The 17,439-nt window shown below is 55.0% G+C and carries 17 protein-coding genes and 1 pseudogene; 6 read left to right on the top strand and 12 right to left on the bottom strand.

Features of this window, described 5'->3' with window-relative positions:
* Nucleotides 1–24: 24 nt before the first annotated feature.
* From ACR6AS_RS17470 to ACR6AS_RS17460, 3 genes and pseudogenes are all read right to left on the bottom strand, one after another.
* Nucleotides 25–370: pseudogene (locus ACR6AS_RS17470) on the bottom strand (SymE family type I addiction module toxin).
* Nucleotides 367–591: a SymE family type I addiction module toxin gene (locus tag ACR6AS_RS17465; RefSeq protein WP_293770711.1), complete on the bottom strand. Its 225-nt coding sequence runs from the start codon at nucleotides 589–591 to the stop codon at nucleotides 367–369. Before ACR6AS_RS17465 ends, ACR6AS_RS17470 begins: the two are co-directional and overlap by 4 nt.
* Before the next feature lie 27 nt (nucleotides 592–618).
* Nucleotides 619–858, bottom strand: a complete 240-nt coding sequence (locus ACR6AS_RS17460; protein ID WP_293770709.1) for a hypothetical protein — start codon at nucleotides 856–858, stop codon at nucleotides 619–621.
* 355 nt (nucleotides 859–1,213) lie between these two features.
* On the opposite strand from ACR6AS_RS17460, the gene ACR6AS_RS17455 reads away from it, so the two are divergent.
* Together ACR6AS_RS17455 and ACR6AS_RS17450 are read left to right on the top strand one after the other, a co-directional pair.
* Nucleotides 1,214–2,476 (top strand): glycosyltransferase family 9 protein, encoded by a 1,263-nt coding sequence (locus ACR6AS_RS17455; protein WP_434163276.1) that lies wholly within the window; start codon nucleotides 1,214–1,216, stop codon nucleotides 2,474–2,476.
* Between the two features lie 134 nt (nucleotides 2,477–2,610).
* Nucleotides 2,611–3,192, top strand: a complete 582-nt coding sequence (locus ACR6AS_RS17450; protein ID WP_375717936.1) for a hypothetical protein — start codon at nucleotides 2,611–2,613, stop codon at nucleotides 3,190–3,192.
* 231 nt (nucleotides 3,193–3,423) lie between these two features.
* Here ACR6AS_RS17450 and ACR6AS_RS17445 read toward each other — a convergent pair whose 3' ends face one another.
* Genes ACR6AS_RS17445 through fdnG form a run of 5 tightly spaced genes read right to left on the bottom strand, consistent with a single transcriptional unit; the run spans nucleotide 3,424 to nucleotide 9,580 of the window.
* A complete protein-coding gene (locus tag ACR6AS_RS17445) occupies nucleotides 3,424–4,035 on the bottom strand; it encodes a glutathione S-transferase (RefSeq protein WP_434163273.1) in 612 nt (203 codons plus the stop codon).
* Nucleotides 4,036–4,056: 21 nt separating this feature from the next.
* Nucleotides 4,057–4,980, bottom strand: coding sequence for a formate dehydrogenase accessory protein FdhE (gene fdhE / locus ACR6AS_RS17440; RefSeq protein WP_111141320.1), 924 nt, complete (start codon nucleotides 4,978–4,980; stop codon nucleotides 4,057–4,059).
* Nucleotides 4,980–5,621 (bottom strand): formate dehydrogenase cytochrome b556 subunit, encoded by a 642-nt coding sequence (fdoI, locus tag ACR6AS_RS17435; RefSeq protein ID WP_111141319.1) that lies wholly within the window; start codon nucleotides 5,619–5,621, stop codon nucleotides 4,980–4,982. The genes fdhE and fdoI overlap by 1 nt, the downstream gene beginning before the upstream one ends.
* Nucleotides 5,621–6,517 carry a formate dehydrogenase subunit beta gene (fdxH, locus tag ACR6AS_RS17430; RefSeq protein WP_111141318.1) on the bottom strand — a complete coding sequence of 299 codons (897 nt, stop codon included), beginning with the start codon at nucleotides 6,515–6,517 and terminating at the stop codon, nucleotides 5,621–5,623. The genes fdoI and fdxH overlap by 1 nt, the downstream gene beginning before the upstream one ends.
* 12 nt (nucleotides 6,518–6,529) lie before the next feature.
* Nucleotides 6,530–9,580 (bottom strand): formate dehydrogenase-N subunit alpha, encoded by a 3,051-nt coding sequence (fdnG, locus tag ACR6AS_RS17425; protein WP_434163268.1) that lies wholly within the window; start codon nucleotides 9,578–9,580, stop codon nucleotides 6,530–6,532.
* A gap of 438 nt (nucleotides 9,581–10,018) precedes the next feature.
* On the opposite strand from fdnG, the gene fdhD reads away from it, so the two are divergent.
* A complete protein-coding gene (gene fdhD / locus ACR6AS_RS17420) occupies nucleotides 10,019–10,786 on the top strand; it encodes a formate dehydrogenase accessory sulfurtransferase FdhD (RefSeq protein WP_233499006.1) in 768 nt (255 codons plus the stop codon).
* On the opposite strand, the gene ACR6AS_RS17415 is transcribed toward fdhD, so the two are convergent.
* Nucleotides 10,783–11,559 (bottom strand): DeoR/GlpR family DNA-binding transcription regulator, encoded by a 777-nt coding sequence (locus ACR6AS_RS17415; protein ID WP_434163265.1) that lies wholly within the window; start codon nucleotides 11,557–11,559, stop codon nucleotides 10,783–10,785. The two genes, fdhD and ACR6AS_RS17415, sit on opposite strands and share 4 nt — an antisense overlap.
* 206 nt (nucleotides 11,560–11,765) lie before the next feature.
* Between ACR6AS_RS17415 and ACR6AS_RS17410 the strand changes: the two genes are divergently transcribed.
* The 3 genes from ACR6AS_RS17410 (at nucleotide 11,766) to ACR6AS_RS17400 (ending at nucleotide 15,148) form a co-directional block, all read left to right on the top strand.
* Nucleotides 11,766–13,106, top strand: a complete 1,341-nt coding sequence (locus ACR6AS_RS17410; RefSeq protein ID WP_111141314.1) for an aspartate aminotransferase family protein — start codon at nucleotides 11,766–11,768, stop codon at nucleotides 13,104–13,106.
* 261 nt (nucleotides 13,107–13,367) lie between these two features.
* Nucleotides 13,368–13,985 carry a superoxide dismutase [Mn] gene (gene sodA, locus ACR6AS_RS17405; RefSeq protein WP_111141313.1) on the top strand — a complete coding sequence of 206 codons (618 nt, stop codon included), beginning with the start codon at nucleotides 13,368–13,370 and terminating at the stop codon, nucleotides 13,983–13,985.
* 194 nt (nucleotides 13,986–14,179) lie between these two features.
* Complete coding sequence (locus ACR6AS_RS17400) at nucleotides 14,180–15,148, top strand: VirK/YbjX family protein (RefSeq protein ID WP_434163262.1); 969 nt, start codon at nucleotides 14,180–14,182, stop codon at nucleotides 15,146–15,148.
* An 8-nt stretch (nucleotides 15,149–15,156) separates the two neighbouring features.
* On the opposite strand, the gene ACR6AS_RS17395 is transcribed toward ACR6AS_RS17400, so the two are convergent.
* From ACR6AS_RS17395 to mtlD, 3 genes are all read right to left on the bottom strand, one after another.
* Nucleotides 15,157–15,519 (bottom strand): YibL family ribosome-associated protein, encoded by a 363-nt coding sequence (locus tag ACR6AS_RS17395; protein ID WP_111141311.1) that lies wholly within the window; start codon nucleotides 15,517–15,519, stop codon nucleotides 15,157–15,159.
* A 104-nt stretch (nucleotides 15,520–15,623) separates the two neighbouring features.
* Nucleotides 15,624–16,169 (bottom strand): mannitol operon repressor MtlR, encoded by a 546-nt coding sequence (mtlR, locus tag ACR6AS_RS17390; protein WP_199560031.1) that lies wholly within the window; start codon nucleotides 16,167–16,169, stop codon nucleotides 15,624–15,626.
* A gap of 64 nt (nucleotides 16,170–16,233) precedes the next feature.
* Nucleotides 16,234–17,382, bottom strand: coding sequence for a mannitol-1-phosphate 5-dehydrogenase (mtlD, locus tag ACR6AS_RS17385; protein WP_293770690.1), 1,149 nt, complete (start codon nucleotides 17,380–17,382; stop codon nucleotides 16,234–16,236).
* Nucleotides 17,383–17,439: the final 57 nt, after the last annotated feature.

Below are 17,439 nucleotides of genomic sequence, written 5' to 3'. Positions count from 1 at the left end.
GCTTTAAGCCCTGAATCCTCTCGCTTACCTCCGCTGCAACCGAATCACGCCGGGCGCAGCGGTAATCTCGAGCTGTCCCGCCTCAGTAATACTGAAACCGGTCAGCCAGCTGCCGCCGATAATCACCCCGCCGTTCTCCCGCACCCAGTCCGCACCCAGTCCGCATCCAGTCCGCGCCCAAATCCTGCCACTGCTGGCTGGCTTCGCAGAGTTCTTTCCACTCCGCTTCATCGGTCACGGTGGTCACTGTCAGCGCGTTATCCCGCAGCATCAGCCGGATTGGTGTGTCGGTGGTAAATCCGGGTGCCGCCAGCTTGCCGCCAGCGATAGTCAGTTCCGGGATGGGTTCCTGAATAAAAGTGATGTTCATACGTTCTCCTCCATGATGTGCATGATGCGGATAATCAGCTGACCCTGTTTGGCAATGATGCTGACCGGCTGTCCTTTAATAAATCCCCACTGTTCCAGCCATCGCCCTTTGATGGTCAGTTGAGGCAAGGGATTTGGTCTGCCGCCGTTGGGGCGATATCCGACGATGCTTTTGCGTGCTTGGGATGTGACGGGTTCTGACGTAGAATCTGTTCCAGCCATAATTAACTCCTATCCAGTTAGTTGTGGTCAGCGGGCTGCTGGTGTTCCACCACCTTCAGCCCGCGCTAATAATCTCTCGTTACGCGCTTCCTTTACTGTTTTCTCCTGTTCAAATATACACCGTCTGCTTTGCAAACTCGCTGAAAGCTTCGGAATAGATTGCGAGGCATCTCTGAAAAACGGATTTTTTTCGATGGATAATACTATCTCCAAAAGCGTTTTTCCCGCTGCTATGAACGAAATAAGCATGCAGTTAATAAAGATCATGGTTTCCCAATTTTTTAATTAATTCTCTTTAATTAAATAATTAATCACAATTCAGCATTGGTTATCTGTAAGTGAAATTCTTATATATGGCAACCTGAATTGCCATATCGTAACGTATGATGCAGTAAAGTGTATTTGGTTAAAAGTTGATAGGTATCTATATCAAAATCCCAACCAGCGATGTTAGATGAATGATAATTCTATGAAATAAATAAGGGTTATTATATGGTCTAAGCGTTTTCGGGTGTTGTAGAATTACACGCTTATTGTAAATTTTATATATACATAAATAGCTGCTCATTTATGATGTTTGGGTATCATGAAAATGATGTACTCAGGAAGCAGGAGGGGCGAAATGAATAAGGATGTGAGGATCACGGTATCAACGGGATCATTCAAAAAAATACGCGAGTGGAACCGAAGAAAAAATTACTATCTCAAAAAGGTGAAGCTCGAAGCAAGAATCTCAATTGCAAAGCTTCTGTGGGATAAACGTGCAAAAGTATCCTTTAATCCTGACTCTGTGAAAACCATATTGCTTGTTCGCAATGAAGGCAAAGTGGGTGATATCATCGTTTCGACCCCACTCATCAGGTCGCTTCATCAGGCTGGCTATGCAGTTGATTTGCTGGTAACTGAAGCCTGTTACGACGTAATAAAATACAACCCTTTTATCAGGCATATTTATAAAGCGAGAAATTGCACTTATAACCATTACCTGAAGTCTTTGAATCATACCGTTTCAAAGGCAACGATAAAGATGCTAAATAGAAATAAATATGATCTGATTATCGACCCTTCTTTATCCGAAATGCCGGTGCATCGGATGAAACTGTTTAATGATATCAATGCGAGGTTCGTTATTGGGTTAAATAAAAAACCTGATATCGGCCATTACACCGTTTCAGTTCGTTTTAAAAATAAAAAGCAGCACGTTACAGAATTACTGTCTTTGTTCAGCAAAATTATTGGTGTTAAAGATAAAGGCAGCGCCGATTATAGTTTGTATTTTCCTGATGGTGTGCTTGATGAGGTAAAATTTTTTCTTGATCCTTGGAAAAACAAAAAAAAGATTATTGTTAATGCCTTTGCAGGTACGCCAGAAAGGAATTTCTCACAACAGCAATTGCTGGAGCTTGTTCATCTCGTTAATAATAAAGGCAAACAAATAAAGTTAATTATTCTGGATCATCGTAACGAATTACTGGTACCGCTTCCTGATGGTGTTGTAAAAAACCCCTTTTGTACGTTGCATCATGTGATGGCATTAATTAAAGAATCGGATGTGGTCATAACACCTGATACTTCGATAGTACATATCTCTGCTGCGTGGAAAAAACCACTCATCGCCGTTTATAAAAATTTACCTGATAATAATATGTGGGCACCAGGGTATGAAAACGCAAGCCGCATTATTGTTCATGATGATAAAACATGCGAGGCTGATAATGTTCCTGAGCGTATTGTTAACGAGATTGCCCGCAGGAATTTATTAAGCAGGCATGAGATGAAATCACCGGAATCCGTATCGGTGATCGCGTTGAAAGAACCTGTTTGTTCGCACGGTTATCAGGCTCCCGACCACTGTATCGGTTCCTGCGATCAGCTCTGTTGCTGACCAGCAGATAAAGCGTCCTACTGTGCCAGACACCATTACCCCATTATAAAAGTTAGTTGCTTAAAATAAATTTTATTTAAAAATTTTTAACTAAAAAATAATTTAACAGTCCGATTGTCAAAGGAAGGATCAAAATGCATGGAAGCGGTTTTGTTTCAGCTTATGAAAAGGGAAAGATTAAGCGCTATTTATTCCTCGCCGTTTTTTTTACCATATTTGCAGCATGGCTATGGTATCTGATGTGGGCAGATGGCGTCGCAAGACGTGTTGTATTAATGAAAAGTGTTCCTGAGTGGACAACATATGTTACTGTTGCATCAATTTTGGGTCTTATCTTTTCGGGGCGGGCTGTTTATTTCAGACCAGTTGGTGAATCAGCGACCTATGTACTGAAAGCTTTTGGGTGTGGGTTTTCTGTTGGTTTTATTTGCATTCTGAATTGTTACAGTGTCTATGTTTATATCGCGCCTGGTAAGATTATTCAGTACGAGTCTGAATATGAGGTTACGTTTCCAGGTCCGGCAGTTGGTAAATATAGCCATTGTGAGGCTGGCTTGTGGATTGAAGATGCTCATACGAAAAGATGGCTTCAACTTTGTACAAATCGTACAAATTTATACAATGACAGGAAGCAAGGTATGACTAAAGTGTGGGTGACTGCTCATACTAATAAATTAGGGTCTTATATTATAAATTATCAATTTACTTATGATTAGTTTTTAATAAAATTTATACATATTAATTATTTTTTATAATTCCGGGTGGCCGGAGGGATAGTTGAAATTTTTGAGGGGAAATCCAGGTGCAGGAATGAATGTAATCAATTAAATATAATTTTTACTTATCTATAACCTGGCACTAGACCTCCGCTGACCTTAATTAACACATGACCCTAACATGCAGCCAGACACCATTGTCCCTTTTAATGGTTCTGGCTCTGGACACCCTCACGCCGCAGGCGGCGTCGTCCGCGCAAAACTCTCGCGCTGAAACAGCGTTTCCGCCAGCTTCACCAGCGCTGGTCGCCCGACGCACCAGTTCGGCACCACGCGGCGGAAATTGAGGTAGCCGATCATGCAGCCGGTAGCGATATCCGCCAGATTGAGCTGGCCGTTATTGAGCCATTTTCCCTCTGCCACCTTCGCCTCCAGCATGTCCAGACTGCGCTGAATCTTTTCCCGATGACGCAGCAGCACCTCTTCTGACTGACGATCGCCCGGACGCAACTGCTCGCGGACGATTACCAGCGCGGCATCGCAGATGCCATCCGCCAGCTTCTCCATCTGGCGGATGTTAAGTGACGCCAGCGGATCGGCTGGCAGCAGATGCGGTTCCGCGCCGCGCTGCTCCAGAAATTCCGCGATGATGCCGGAATCGAACCAGATTTGCTTATCATCAGCGACCAGCGCCGGGACTTTGCCCAGCGGATTGTAGTGCTGCACATGGCTGTCATCGCTGTAAGGCGATGCGTTAACGAATTCAAACGTAATGCCTTTTTCCAGCATGATGACCGAAATCTTTCGCACAAACGGACTGGTATAGCTGCCAATAAGTTTCATCGGGTTCTCCGGAGTCAGTGACTATTCGCCAGGAAACATAAAGGGATTGAGACTGCTGCGCGCGAAGCCTTCCTGCTCCATTCTGGCATCCAGTATCAGCGACGCCAGGTCATCCGCCACCGGTTCAATGGCCGGATCTTTCTCCTGATAGAGCATCTTCAGATAGGTGCCACAGTCGCCGCAGCTCTCGGCCTTCACGGCCGCCTGTTCGCTTTCAAGCGACCAGTAGTGCAGATCCCGGGACTGTTCGCACTGGGTGCATTTGCTGCGTACCACATGCCACTCACTCTCGCACAGATTGCAGTGCAGATAGCGCGCGCCTTCGTGGCTGCCCATGTGCACCACGCTGGCGACCGGCATACTGGCGCAGACCGGGCAGAACTGGCGTTGCTCGCCCATCTCCGCCCGCGCTTTGCCGGGGATCAGCGCGGCCATCTGTGCCCAGTAGAGCGAGAGGGCTGCCCAGATAAAGGGCGCTTTATCGCTGCTGACCTGCGCATACTCGCCGGTAAACAGGGCGCTGGCCAGTGTCTCCAGCTCCGTGGCAGAGGCCTTTTCCAGATTCTCCAGCACCGCCAGCGCCTGGCCGCTCATCTCCGGCTTCAGCTCGGCAATCAGCGAATGGAGCAGCCGCTGCCAGTGCGGATCGCGCGGCAGGGTGTGAATATTGAGCGGCGGCTTGCCCTCGCGGGCGCTCTGCGTCAGCCGGGCATGAAGATCCATGTGCAGCGGATGGTCATACAGCACAATCTCCTGCGCTTCCGCGATCGTCGCCGCGAAGCGCAGATAGTCGCCGAGTGGATTTTTCGCCGCCAGGTCGCGCAATCGCGCGGCACGGCGGCTGTATAAATTTTTCAGCCGTGGAAAAAGTAACGGCGGAATCATCTCCGCCGTTGTTTTTTCGCCTTTCTCCAGCTGGTCCTGCGGGATTATGCGAATACTCATCAGGGGCGTTTTTCCTGTTTTATTGGCCGGTTACGCTGCTCACGGTACCACCGGGGATGATGCTGTCTGGCCCATTCGGCGCTGACCCAGCCTTCCACCATCGCGGTCAGGGTCCCTTTGACCCACAATGCAGCATAAATGTGCACCATAATGACGATGATCAGCGCCACCGCAGAGACCGAATGCACAATCAGCGCCAGACGAATCAGGGGAATGGCAAAGGCATCCGCAAAGTAAGGCCGCCAGATCACAATACCGCTTACAAGCAGCAACACTAAGCTGATGATAGCAGCCCAGAACACACACTTCTGACCAAAGTTATATTTACCGGTATCGCCCACCTCTTCATTCAGCGCAATCCGATGAATGTTTCTGGCCCAGTAAAGGTCATCGCGGGTGATCAGATTATGTTTCCAGTAACGCAAAAACATCAGCATAAACGCCGCAAACATCACTACGCCGGTGAAAGGATGCAGGATACGCGCCAGTTGTGGCGTGCCGAATATCTGCATCAGCCAGTTAAAAGAGGGGAAGAAAAACCCTAACCCGCTTAACGCGGCCATGACAAAGCAAATCGCGACAATCCAGTGATTGATGCGTTCGGGTGCGCGGTAACGCACCAGATGATCGGGCTTTTTCATTATTGATGCTCCTCAGGCTGATCGCTGTTGTCGTCATGCTCCGTGACGCGATTCGGGCCCACGCCAACATAGTGGAAAATTGATGCGGCAAACGTCGCGGCAAAACCCACTGCCGCCAGCGGTTTCCAGATCCCTTTCCAGAAGGTCACGGTCGGGCTGATGCCCGGATTCGCCGGCAGCCCGTGATAGAGCTGAGGCCTGTCAGCGTGATGCAGCACATACATGACGTGGGTGCCGCCCACGCCTTCCGGGTTATAGAGACCGGCATTTTTAAATCCGCGTGACTTCAGCTCCGTGATGCGCGCTTCCGCCAGCGTCAGCATGTCGCTTTTGCTGCCGAAATGAATGGCTCCGGTCGGACAGGTTTTCACGCAGGCGGGTTCCTGGCCGACGCTGACGCGATCCACGCACAGGGTGCACTTATAGGCGCGGTTATCCTCTTTGTTGAGCCGTGGCACGTTGAACGGACAGCCCGCGATGCAGTAGCCGCAGCCGATGCACTGCTCAGACTGGAAGTCGACGATGCCGTTGGCGTACTGGATGATGGCGCCTGCCGACGGGCAGGCTTTCAGGCAGCCGGGATCGGCGCAGTGCATGCAGCCCTCTTTGCGGATCAGCCAGGCCAGCCGGCCATCCTCCTCAACTTCCGAGAAGCGCATCACCGTCCAGGATTTGGCGCTGAGGTCGACAGGATTGTCATAGACCCCGATGTTATGCCCGACCTCATCGCGGATGTCGTTCCACTCCGAGCAGGCCACCTGGCAGCCTTTGCAGCCGATACAGGTGGTGACGTCGATCAGTTTTGCCACCTGACGCTGGTGATCGCGCGCCTGCGGCGGTGGGGTAAAGCCATTGGTCGCCGAGCGACGGATAATATCTTGTGATTGATAAGCCATTGTCATCCACCGTTACGCTTTTTCGACTTTTACTAAGAATCCCTTGTACTCCGGGGTCTGCGAGTTGGCATCGCCGACCGACGGCGTCAGCGTATTGGCCAGGAAGCCCTTCCGCGTGGTGCCTTCAAAGCCCCAGTGACAGGGAATGCCCACGGTGTCGACCGGTCTGCCATCAATCGTCAGACGCTGCAGACGACGGGTGACCACCGCTTTAGCGTTGATATAGCCACGCTGCGACGTGACTTTGACGCTGTCACCGGCGCGGATCCCTTTCTCCTCGGCCAGTTCGGTGCCGATCTCAACAAACTGCTCCGGCTGCGCAATCGCATTCAGCAGGGCATGTTTGGTCCAGTGACGGAACAGTTCGGTGATGGAGTAGGTGGTGGCGACACAGGGGTAGTCAGCGGCCTTGCCCAGCCGGGCGGCGTCGCTGCTGAACAGTCGGACGACCGGACTGTGGCGCTGCTGCGGATGCAGAGGGTTATCGGCGAGCGGGCTTTCCATCGGCTCATAATGTTCCGGGAACGGGCCGTCGGCCATTTTATCGAGCGCAAACAGATGACCCATGCCATCGGGCTGCATAATAAAGGGACCGGCCTGCTTCTGTGGCGACAGGGTGACCGGATAATCCGGCACGTCGATACCCTGCCAGCGCGCGCCATCCCACTCGATCAGGCGACGGGCGGGATCCCAGGCTTTGCCCTGCGCATCCGCAGAGGCGCGGTTGTAGAGAATGCGGCGGTTAGCAGGCCAGGCCCAGGCCCAGCCGGAGACCGCACCCAGCCCCGACGGATCGGCGTTGTCGCGCCGTGCCATCTGATTGCCCTCCTGCGTCCAGCTGCCACTGTAAATCCAGCAGGCGCTGGCGGTGGTGCCGTCGTTACGCAGTTCAGCGAACCCGTTGAGCTGCTGGCCTTTTTTCAGCAGCAGCTTGCCGCTGGCGTCATAAATATCGGTCAGCGCCTGGCCGTTGCTCTCCTGCGCGACCTCTTCCGGCTCAGGATTGTAGGGATCGCGGTAATCCCAGCGCATTGCCATCAGCGGTTCCGGCGCGGCGCCGCCCTCCAGACGATAGAGCGCGCGCAGCCGCATAAAGAGGTTGCCGAGAATTTTACCGTCGTGCAGCGCCTCCGCCGGTGGCTCGGCGGCCGCCCAGTGCCACTGCAGCCAGCGCGATGAGTTCGCCACCGATCCCGACTCTTCCGCGAAGCAGGAGGAGGGCAGGCGGAACACTTCGGTCTGAATGGTCGACGGGTCGACATCGTTAAACGCGTCGTGATGCTGCCAGAAGCTGGCCGTCTCCGTGCGCAGCGGATCGATCACCACCATATATTTCAGGCGAGAAAGTGCGCGGACCGCTTTGTTTTTATCCGGGAAGGCCGCCAGCATGTTGAAGCCCTGAATCAGACAGCCGTTCAGCGCCCCCTGCTCCATCATCTCCGCCTGCGCCATGCAGTCGTAGCTTTTATCCCACTTCGGCAGCCAGTCGTAGCCCCACTGATTCTCTGCCGTGGCCTTATCGCCATAGAAGCTCTTCATCAGGCTGACGAAGAATTTATCGGTGTTCTGCCAGTAGTTGACCTGTTCCGGCAGGGCCGCAGCCGGTGTGGCCTGCTGCAGGTAGGTCGTCAGGGTGGTCATCTTCTCGGAGGGCAGTGGCAGATAACCCGGCAGACTCTGCGTCAGCAGACCGAGATCGGTAAAGCCCTGCACGTTGGAGTGCCCGCGCAGTGCATTGATCCCGCCGCCTGGCATCCCGATGTTGCCCAGCAGCAGCTGGATCATCGCCGCCGTGCGGATAATCTGTGAGCCATTAGTATGATGGGTCCAGCCCAGCGCATAAAGAATCGTCGCAGTGCGATTAGGAACGGAGGTGGAGGCAAGCTGTTCACACACCGTCATAAAGGCATCCTGCGAGGTCCCGCACAGGCGCGTCACCATGTCCGGGGTGTAACGGCTGGCATGGGCTTTCAGCAGGTTCAGGACGCAGCGCGGATGCGTGAGGCTCTCATCGCGGCGGGCAAAGCCCCTGTCATCCAGCTCATAGTGCCAGCTCTGGCGGTCGTACTGACGGGACGCGGCATCGTAGCCGCTGAACAGGCCGTCGCTGAAGCTGAAGTCCTCTTTGACAATCAGGGCGGCATTGGTAAAGGCGCGCACATACTCCTGCTGGATCTGATTGTGCTGCAGGAGATAGTTGACGATGCCCATCAGGAAAACCACGTCGCTGCCCGCCCGCAGTGGCGCATAGTGATCGGCTACCGCCGCTGAACGGTTAAAGCGCGGATCGACCACGATAACCTGGGCGTTGTTATGGATTTTCGCTTCGATGACCCACTTAAACCCCACCGGATGTGCTTCGGCGGGGTTGCCGCCCATAATCATCACTACGTTGGCATTTTTAATGTCATTCCAGTTGTTGGTCATCGCTCCGCGACCAAAGCTCGGCGCGAGTGCGGCGACAGTCGGGCCGTGACAGAGGCGCGCCTGATTTTCCAGCGCCAGAATCCCCAGCGCCCGGGCAAATTTCTGATCGAGCAGGCCGGTTTCATTGCTGGCGGCGGAAGAGCAGAGCATAGAGGTGGTCGGCCAGCGGTTGACCGTCACGCCCGCCGCATTGGTGGTCTGGAAATGGGCATCGCGGTCCTGCTTCATCAGCCGGGCGATGCGATCAAAGGCTTCTTCCCAGCTGATGCGCTGCCATTTATCGGAACCGGGCGCACGATATTCCGGATATTTCAGTCGCTGCTCGCTGTGAATAAAGTCGAGCACGCCCGCCCCTTTCGGGCAGAGCGATCCCCGGCTGACCGGATGATCAGGATCGCCTTCGATGTGATAAATCGAGGCGCTGGCATTCTTCGCCCCATCGCCCAGGCTGTAAATCAGCATGCCGCAGCCGACCGAGCAGTAGGTACAGTTATTGCGGGTTTCTCTGGCGCGGATGAGTTTGAATTCTCTGACGCTGGCTAAGGCTGTGGTGGGGGCAAAACCGAGTAGCGCAGCACTGGTTCCCGCCAGGCCGCCTGCACAGATTTTAAAAAAACTCCGTCTGTTTATTTGCATTTTCGTTCTTCTGTATCGGCTCCATTGCGAAGCCCTGCAAAATAACAGTCTTATCTGCGTCTAAGTTGACCAGGGTCAACAGGTTAGTCATTAGTAATTCATTTCCTACATTTTGTTAAAAACCCTCGACAGTGAAGGGAAGTTGCAAGCAGATTTTCAGCGGCCGCCACGGATTACTGTTGTTATATGCTTACTGATGTTATGCCTGAAAAATGACCCTTCTCATTTTCTGCACCAGCGGGCGCGCCAGCCCGCTGCGACGGTAAAACCGCATGAATTGCCCCGCGGTTTATTTGCGCAACCCGGGGCTTAGAGGCAGAATCAGGACGCGGCGGAATACGACGCTGAATTTCATCATTTATTAACAACAGGTCATATTTTTTGAAAGCTATCCAGCCTGACTCAGGCGAAGATTTAACAACTCAGGCCGGTGTCAGCATGACGCAGGTGTGGCAGCGTGACGATCTGACGGCCGCCCGTTCAGACTGGCTGGCGGACGAAGTGCCGGTGGCGCTGGTCTATAACGGCATCTCTCACGTCGTGATGATGACCACGCCAAAAGATCTGGAGGCGTTTGCGCTGGGCTTTTCGCTCTCGGAGGGCATTATCGATGCGCCCGGCGACATTTTTGGTATGGATATCGTGCCGGGCTGCGACGGTATAGAGGTGCAGATTGAGCTTTCCAGCCGCCGTTTTATGGCCCTCAAAGCGCAGCGCCGCGCCCTGGCAGGGCGGACGGGCTGTGGCGTCTGTGGCGTTGAACAGCTGGAACAGATCGGCAAGCCGCTCTCGCCGCTGCCCTTTACCCAGACTTTTGCGCTGGACAGGCTGGATCGGGCGCTGGGCGAGCTGAAAGCGTATCAGCCGGTCGGCCAGCTTACCGGCTGTACCCATGCGGCCGCATGGATCCAGCCCGACGGTCAGCTGGCCGGGGGCTGCGAAGATGTGGGGCGCCATGTGGCGCTGGACAAGCTGCTGGGCTATCGCAGCCAGGCCGACTGGGGGCCGGGCGCGGTTCTGGTCTCCAGCCGCGCCAGCTATGAAATGGTGCAGAAGTCCGCCATGTGCGGCGTGGAAATCCTGTTTGCCGTCTCGGCGGCGACCCGCCTGGCGGTGGAGGTCGCTGAGCGCTGCAACCTGACGCTGGCCGGCTTCAGCAAACCGGGCCGGGCCACCATCTACAGCCACCCTCAGCGGCTGCGTTAAACCACCATCACTTCCGGCAGTTGCTGCTGCAACGCCGCAAGGGCGGCACCGTCGCCGCCGCCACCGTCGGTAATCAGCAGAGAGATCGCCTGCGGTGGCGCATAGACCGTGCGGCTGACCACGCCCAGCTTGCTGTGATCGGCCAGCAGATAGCAGGATGCAGACTGCTGCACCATCGCACGCGCAATCGCCGCTTCGTGCGGATGAAAGCTGGTGGCCCCGCTATCCGCCTCCACGCCCACCGGCGACAGCAGCGCAATATCGGCACGGTAGCGCATAATTTCGCCGACGGTGATTTCGCCGCGTGTCTGCTGTGCGCCCGCTGACATGCTCCCGCCCAGCAAAATAATCTGATTGTTCAGCGTCTGATCTTCTTCTCCGGCGCTCAGGGCCAGCGCCGCCTGCAGGCTGTTGGTGAGGATCGTCAGGCCGGAAAGGGCGTGCAGCTCCTCTGCCAGAAACGTAGTGGTGCTGCCCGCGTCCAGGAACAGCGTCTGTCCGGGCTGCAGCAGCTGCGCAGCTGCGCGGGCGATAGCGCGCTTCTCACGGGTCTGCTGGCTGCGGCGCTCAGTCAGTGGCGGTTCGGCTGGGGTTTCCAGCGCCACCAGCCCGCCATGCACCCGGCGCGCCAGCCCCAGCGCTTCCAGCTCAATCATGTCCCGGCGCGCGGTTTCGCGAGACACCTCCAGCTCCCTGACAATGCGTTCAGTACTCACCTGGTTAAGCCGGGTCAGTAAGGCACGGATACGGTGAAGACGCATTTCCTGCAGCATAGTGGTTTCCTTATAAAGCGCGAAGAGCACGGATAATACGCCAGTCGGGCGCTGGCGTCCGTCTGAATCGGGGGCCAGCTTAGCGCGACTCCTTGCCGCCGTCATGTGTATTTTATTGCATTTGTGTATTTTGTTGCATTTTTAGCGCAGGCAGGCATGATAAGGGCATCCGCTCTTCCCCTTTATCCCTGAAACCGGAGTCAATTATGGCCACGCGTTCCACCATTATGGATACCAACAGTTTTCGTGCCGAACATGCCGCTGCGCTGGACAGCGAGACGCGCAAGCTGACCGATAAACGCAGCAAGGTGCTTGGTGAATCCTATCGCCTGTTCTATCGCAAGCCGGTTCATCTGGTGCGGGGAGAGGGGCAGTATCTGTGGGATGCGGCAGGCGATAAATATCTCGACGTCTACAACAATGTGGCCAGCATTGGTCACTGTCATCCGGCCGTGACTGACGCGGTGACGCAGCAGATGAAAAGGCTGAACACCCACACCCGTTATCTGCATGAAAATATTCTCGACTACAGCGAAGCACTGCTGGCGACGACACCTGCGGCGATCGATCGCGCCATGTATATGTGTACCGGCTCGGAAGCCAACGATCTGGCGATCCGCGTAGCGCGCGCCTTCAGCGGCGGCACCGGGATTATCGTCACCAAAGAGGCCTATCACGGCACCAGCGAGCTGACCTCCGGGGCCTCTCCGGCGCTGGGCAGCGGGCAACCGCTGGCGCCGACCACCCGGCTGGTGATGCCGCCGGATGCTTATCGCGTGGATGCCCCGGATCTGGGCGACTGGTTCGCCAGCCAGATTCAGCAGCAGATTGATGATATGGCCGCGCACGGCATTAAGTTTGCCGGATTCCTGGCGGATTCGATCTTCTCGTCGGACGGCGTCCTGCCCGACCCGCGCGGCTTCCTGAAAAAAGCCGTCGAGGTGGTGCATGCCAACGGCGGTATCTTTATTGCCGATGAAGTTCAGCCAGGCTTTGGCCGCACCGGCGACGCGTTCTGGGGCTTTGGCCGTCACGATGTGGTGCCCGATCTGATCACCACCGGCAAGCCGATGGGCAACGGCATCCCGGTCTCCGGACTGCTGGCAAAAAGCGAGGTGCTGGCCGCCTTCAGCGACTCGATTCCTTACTTCAATACCTTTGGCGGCAACCCGGTCGCGATGGCGGCGGCGCAGGCGGTGCTGAAAGTGATCACCGAAGAGGGATTACAGGAACACAGCCGCGTGGTCGGTGCGAAGCTGCTGGCTGAGCTGCGTACGCTGATGGATCGCTTTGAGTGCGTGGGGGATGTGCGCGGTGCCGGGCTGTTTATCGGCTTTGAACTGGTCACCGATCGTCACAGCAAAACGCCGGATAAGACGCTGGCGCTGGATCTGATTGAGAAGCTGCGTGAACATCGTGTGCTGACCTCGGTCGCCGGCCCCTATGGGAATGTACTGAAACTGCGCCCGCCTCTGGCTTTCCAGGAAAGCGACATCGACTGGCTGGTGGGGGCGCTCGACAGCGCACTGCGCGAGCTGGGTCGCTAAGGCAAAGGGCAGGGCAGGCGCGGCATCCGGGCAGATGGCGCGCCTGCATAACCGTCGGCGCGATCCGATCTCTGTAAGCAGAGCGTGCAGCTGCCCGCTGTAAAAACAACGGGTTGCTTTTGCCGGGTTTCGCAAATCCTTATGGTTATTAGGGCATTGATTACCCTTTTACGCTACATGAATTTAACTATAATGATTCGACTGCTTACGCGGCACGTCCCGAATCTGTCGTGCTGCTCATATTAAATGGAGAGGAAGAACATGAGTTATTCACTGCCATCCCTGCCTTACGCATACGACGCACTGGAACCGCATTTCGACAAGCAGACGATGGAAATCCATCACACTAAACATCACCAGACCTATGTGAACAACGCCAACGCGGCGCTGGAAGGCACTGAATTTGCCGATCTGCCGGTCGACGAGCTGATCACCAAACTGGATCAGCTGCCAGCAGACAAAAAAGGTCCGCTGCGCAACAACGCAGGCGGTCACGCGAACCACAGCCTGTTCTGGAAAGGCCTGAAAACCGGCACCACCCTGCAGGGCGACCTGAAAGCGGCTATCGAGAAAGATTTCGGCAGCGTGGAAAAATTCCAGGAAGAGTTCGAGAAAGCCGCAGCGACCCGTTTCGGTTCAGGCTGGGCGTGGCTGGTTAAGAAAGGCGACAAGCTGGCCGTGGTCTCAACCGCAAACCAGGATAACCCGCTGATGGGTGAAGCGGTTGCCGGCGTATCTGGCTTCCCGATCATCGGTCTGGATGTGTGGGAACACGCTTACTACCTGAAGTATCAGAACAAGCGTCCTGACTACATCAAAGCGTTCTGGAACGTGGTTAACTGGGACGAAGCGGCAGCCCGCTTCGCTGCAGCGCAGTAAGTTAATCCGGCGTTAACCGCTCAACCGGTGAAATCTATTTCGCCGGTTTTTTTTTGCTTTATATTGCGCATTCTCAGATGGAACCAGAAATCGTCATAAATCAGTTTTAATGTTATTCCGCATTAACCTGCCGTTGATATTGGCTATGTTATTTTCAGTGACAATCCTGCTTAACCCACTGTGTGTCGCTGACTATGTCCATTATAACTACTCACGAAACTACGACAGATTCCTCTGCTTCGCTTTTTTTTCAGTTAATTAGTGGTAAATATGTTCCGGATAAACTCTGGATAAGTAAACGGTTCCGGATGAAATTTGTCTTAAGGACCTTAATATCACCACTGACGACGCTGCATTATCTGGATGCCCTGTCGCGTCTGCCGCAATTGCCTCTGCTGATGAGCACCCAGGGTCTGCTGCCCGCCAAGCTGCACCGGCCTTATCTGCGTTCAGGACTGAGTATTGCTGCGCGTGCGCAGGCGATTCTCGATCATTATACCCTGATGAATAACCTGGAAAATCCTGCGCTGCGTCAGCTGCTGCAGAGCGCCACCGATAATCCGCTGGCGGCGCTGACCGGTAAAAACGGCGAAGCCTTCTTACTCTCCTGTAGTTCAGGCTATTTTGACCGCGAAGGCGAAGTAACGCTGGTGTTGCGTTATAACGACGAAATTATCGCGTCGCTTTCATTTTCTATTCTTAATGAGAATAACCAGCGCACCTTATTAATTGGCGGATTACAGGGGCCGCGGAAACATATCAATAATGAGGTCATCCGTGAAGCGACAAAAGCCGCGCAGGGTCTCTTCCCGAAACGCTTGTTAATGGAAGCGGTGTTTATTGTTGCGAAACGGTGTGGCGTTGAGAAGATTCTGGCGGTGGGTGATGAGACACACGTCTTCCGCAGTCTGCGCTATCGCCACAGCAAAGGGGATAAGTTCTTTGCCAGCTACAGTGAATTCTGGCTGTCGCTGAGTGGAGAGGCACGCAGTGACGGGATGTTTACCCTGCCGCTGAGCCTGCCGCGTAAAACGCTGGAGGAGATCGCCAGCAAGAAGCGCGCAGAGTACCGCCGTCGCTATGAACTGCTGGATGCGCTGGCAGAACAGGTCTGTGCCGCCGCTGGCGAACGCAAAGCCGATGTCGATCAGGCTGCGGCCTGATCGACGCTTCAGAAGGCGGTTCTGGCGAAGCCGGTCATCACTTTCAGGCCCATTTCACGTCCCAGCGCGGTCATTGGATGCACCACTACCAGGCCGCGCACGCTTTTCTTCAGCGCACCCAGATTAGCCTGCTCTTTTTTGGTAATTTCGCGGCTGAAGCCCATTTTCTGCAGCTTCTGCGCTTCGGCACTCAGCTTTTCAACCCGCTGATTGCGCAGACGCTCGATCTCCGTGACCAGCGTTTCTTTCTCTTTCAGCAGTGCGCCCAGTTTCTCGGTGTCACCCGACTCCAGTAACTGCGGCTCTTTGCGGTTCAGTGCGTCCAGCTTATCGCTGAGAAGTTTGATTTCGTTCTTTTCTTGCTCTTTCATGACAACAACTCGTTGAGGAAAACAGGCTAAGGATACACCAAATCGGATGCGGGTTCCCGCTCAGCGTAAGACAAAAAAGGCGCCGCAGAGGGCGCCTGACGGGATTAGCTGCCGGGCTTTTTAAACGCCTGCCTGGTGCTGATGCGGGCGATCAGTTCGGTGAGTGACAGGACCATGGTGGATCGCACCATCTGCAGATAGCGCTGCTGCTGCATACTGCGCAGCTCCGCATCGTCGGTGTGAAACACTGGGGCAGGCGGCCAGGCGGTGACACAGTGCAGCTCACCAAACGGGCCGAGGATTTCATCGTCGGTGAAACGGTAGTCGGCGGTATCGTGGTTCAGCTCTTCGCGCAGCGCCAGCAGCAGTTCGCCATCTTCATATTCGTGCCGGCTGATAACGCCCAGGCCATAAATCAGTTTCAGGCGAACTGAGAGTTCGCCCAGCGGACCATCGCCCAGCAGCAGTGGCTCCACGGCATACTTCACCGCATAGTCATCTTTGCGGAACACCTGCAGCACCAGCAGATTGACTGCTTCAGCCAATAGCTCAACGGCGGCGATAAGAAAGCTTCTCACCGAACGACCGGCGTTCAGGCGCTCAAGCACCCGGTTCTCAAAAGCTTGCTTCTCTTCCATTATTGCCTGCATGGGTTCAATACCGCCGTTGGGCGCAGGCGAACTGCGCCCGGCTTGCGTCACTAACACGCGCGCATTATGCCATAGCGTGCCAGGCGCTCACCACAGCAGCCACCACTTCGCTGTCGGCATCCAGGCCGGAAATCTCAGCCAGGGTCGCCTGTGGACCTTTTTCTGCCAGCAGCGCGGCCAGCTCCTGCGCCTGCGGGTCCTGATCGCTGTGATAGTGCATTGCAGCAGCAATACCCTGCACCAGGCTGGCGTGTGGCAGACCATACTCCAGCGTCCCCAGAGTTGGCTTAATCAGGCGATCGCCCGCACTCAGTTTACGCAGCGGCTGACGGCCTACGCGCTCAACATCATCTTTCAGATAAGGGTTTTCAAAACGGCCCAGGATTTTGCGGATGTAGGCCGCATGTTTCTCCGCGTCGAAACCGTAACGCTGGATCAGCACCGCGCCGCTCTCCTCCATCGCACCTTTCACCACGGCCCGGATTTTTTCGTCCAGAATGGCGTCACGAATGGTCTGGTGACCGGCCAGCTGGCCAAGATAGGCGGTAATCGCGTGGCCGGTGTTCAGGGTGAAGAGTTTGCGCTCAACAAAGGCCATCAGGTTGTCGGTCAGCTCCATGCCCGGAATGGTGGGCAGGTCGCCTTTAAACTGGGTTTTGTCGACGATCCACTCGCTGAAGGTTTCAACGGTCACTTCCAGCGGATCGCTGCTGCCCGCTTCCGTGGGCGGCACGATGCGGTCGACGGCGGAATCAACAAAGCCGACATGCTGCTCCAGCCAGGCGTGATACTGCTCAGGCAGCGCCTTCAGAACATGCTGTTTCAGCTGACTGGTGCCGCGCACCATATTCTCACAGGCGATGATATTCAGCGGACGGGTCGTGCCGTCATCGCTGCGTTTAGCCAGCCCTTTCGCCACGCTGCCGGCAATGCGCTCCAGGATCTGCGGACCTACGGCGGTGGTCACCAGGTCGACCTCAGACACCAGAGTGACGATCGCCTCGCTGGTGCTGTTAACGGCGCTGACGCCGGTCACGATTTCTGTTCTGGCCTGTTCGCCAACCACATGAACGGGGTACTCATGACGCGCGTTCAGTGCATCCAGCACCGTCTGATTCACATCAGCAAAAACCAGTTCGATACCGGCATCAGCCAGTAATTTGCCGATAAAGCCGCGACCGATGTTTCCTGCTCCGAAATGTAACGCTTTCATAATTTTTGACCCATATCAAATGACGATGGGGCGGGCAAACCCGCCCCGGAAAATCGG

It is taken from the genome of Pantoea phosphatilytica, assembly GCF_051025615.1.
Classification (GTDB): domain Bacteria; phylum Pseudomonadota; class Gammaproteobacteria; order Enterobacterales; family Enterobacteriaceae; genus Pantoea.
This window is presented reverse-complemented; position numbering and strand designations above follow the sequence as displayed.

Coding starts and splice junctions, on each gene's coding strand:
- ACR6AS_RS17465 (WP_293770711.1), bottom strand. CDS start 591: ATGGCTGGAACAGATTCTACGTCAGAACCCGTCACATCCCAAGCACGC.
- ACR6AS_RS17415 (WP_434163265.1), bottom strand. CDS start 11,559: ATGCTGCAGGAAATGCGTCTTCACCGTATCCGTGCCTTACTGACCCGG.
- ACR6AS_RS17410 (WP_111141314.1), top strand. CDS start 11,766: ATGGCCACGCGTTCCACCATTATGGATACCAACAGTTTTCGTGCCGAA.
- mtlD (WP_293770690.1), bottom strand. CDS start 17,382: ATGAAAGCGTTACATTTCGGAGCAGGAAACATCGGTCGCGGCTTTATC.
- ACR6AS_RS17395 (WP_111141311.1), bottom strand. CDS start 15,519: ATGAAAGAGCAAGAAAAGAACGAAATCAAACTTCTCAGCGATAAGCTG.
- fdhE (WP_111141320.1), bottom strand. CDS start 4,980: ATGAGTATTCGCATAATCCCGCAGGACCAGCTGGAGAAAGGCGAAAAA.
- ACR6AS_RS17450 (WP_375717936.1), top strand. CDS start 2,611: ATGCATGGAAGCGGTTTTGTTTCAGCTTATGAAAAGGGAAAGATTAAG.
- fdxH (WP_111141318.1), bottom strand. CDS start 6,517: ATGGCTTATCAATCACAAGATATTATCCGTCGCTCGGCGACCAATGGC.
- sodA (WP_111141313.1), top strand. CDS start 13,368: ATGAGTTATTCACTGCCATCCCTGCCTTACGCATACGACGCACTGGAA.
- mtlR (WP_199560031.1), bottom strand. CDS start 16,169: ATGCAGGCAATAATGGAAGAGAAGCAAGCTTTTGAGAACCGGGTGCTT.
- ACR6AS_RS17445 (WP_434163273.1), bottom strand. CDS start 4,035: ATGAAACTTATTGGCAGCTATACCAGTCCGTTTGTGCGAAAGATTTCG.
- ACR6AS_RS17455 (WP_434163276.1), top strand. CDS start 1,214: ATGAATAAGGATGTGAGGATCACGGTATCAACGGGATCATTCAAAAAA.
- fdnG (WP_434163268.1), bottom strand. CDS start 9,580: ATGCAAATAAACAGACGGAGTTTTTTTAAAATCTGTGCAGGCGGCCTG.
- ACR6AS_RS17400 (WP_434163262.1), top strand. CDS start 14,180: ATGTCCATTATAACTACTCACGAAACTACGACAGATTCCTCTGCTTCG.
- fdhD (WP_233499006.1), top strand. CDS start 10,019: ATGACGCAGGTGTGGCAGCGTGACGATCTGACGGCCGCCCGTTCAGAC.
- ACR6AS_RS17460 (WP_293770709.1), bottom strand. CDS start 858: ATGATCTTTATTAACTGCATGCTTATTTCGTTCATAGCAGCGGGAAAA.
- fdoI (WP_111141319.1), bottom strand. CDS start 5,621: ATGAAAAAGCCCGATCATCTGGTGCGTTACCGCGCACCCGAACGCATC.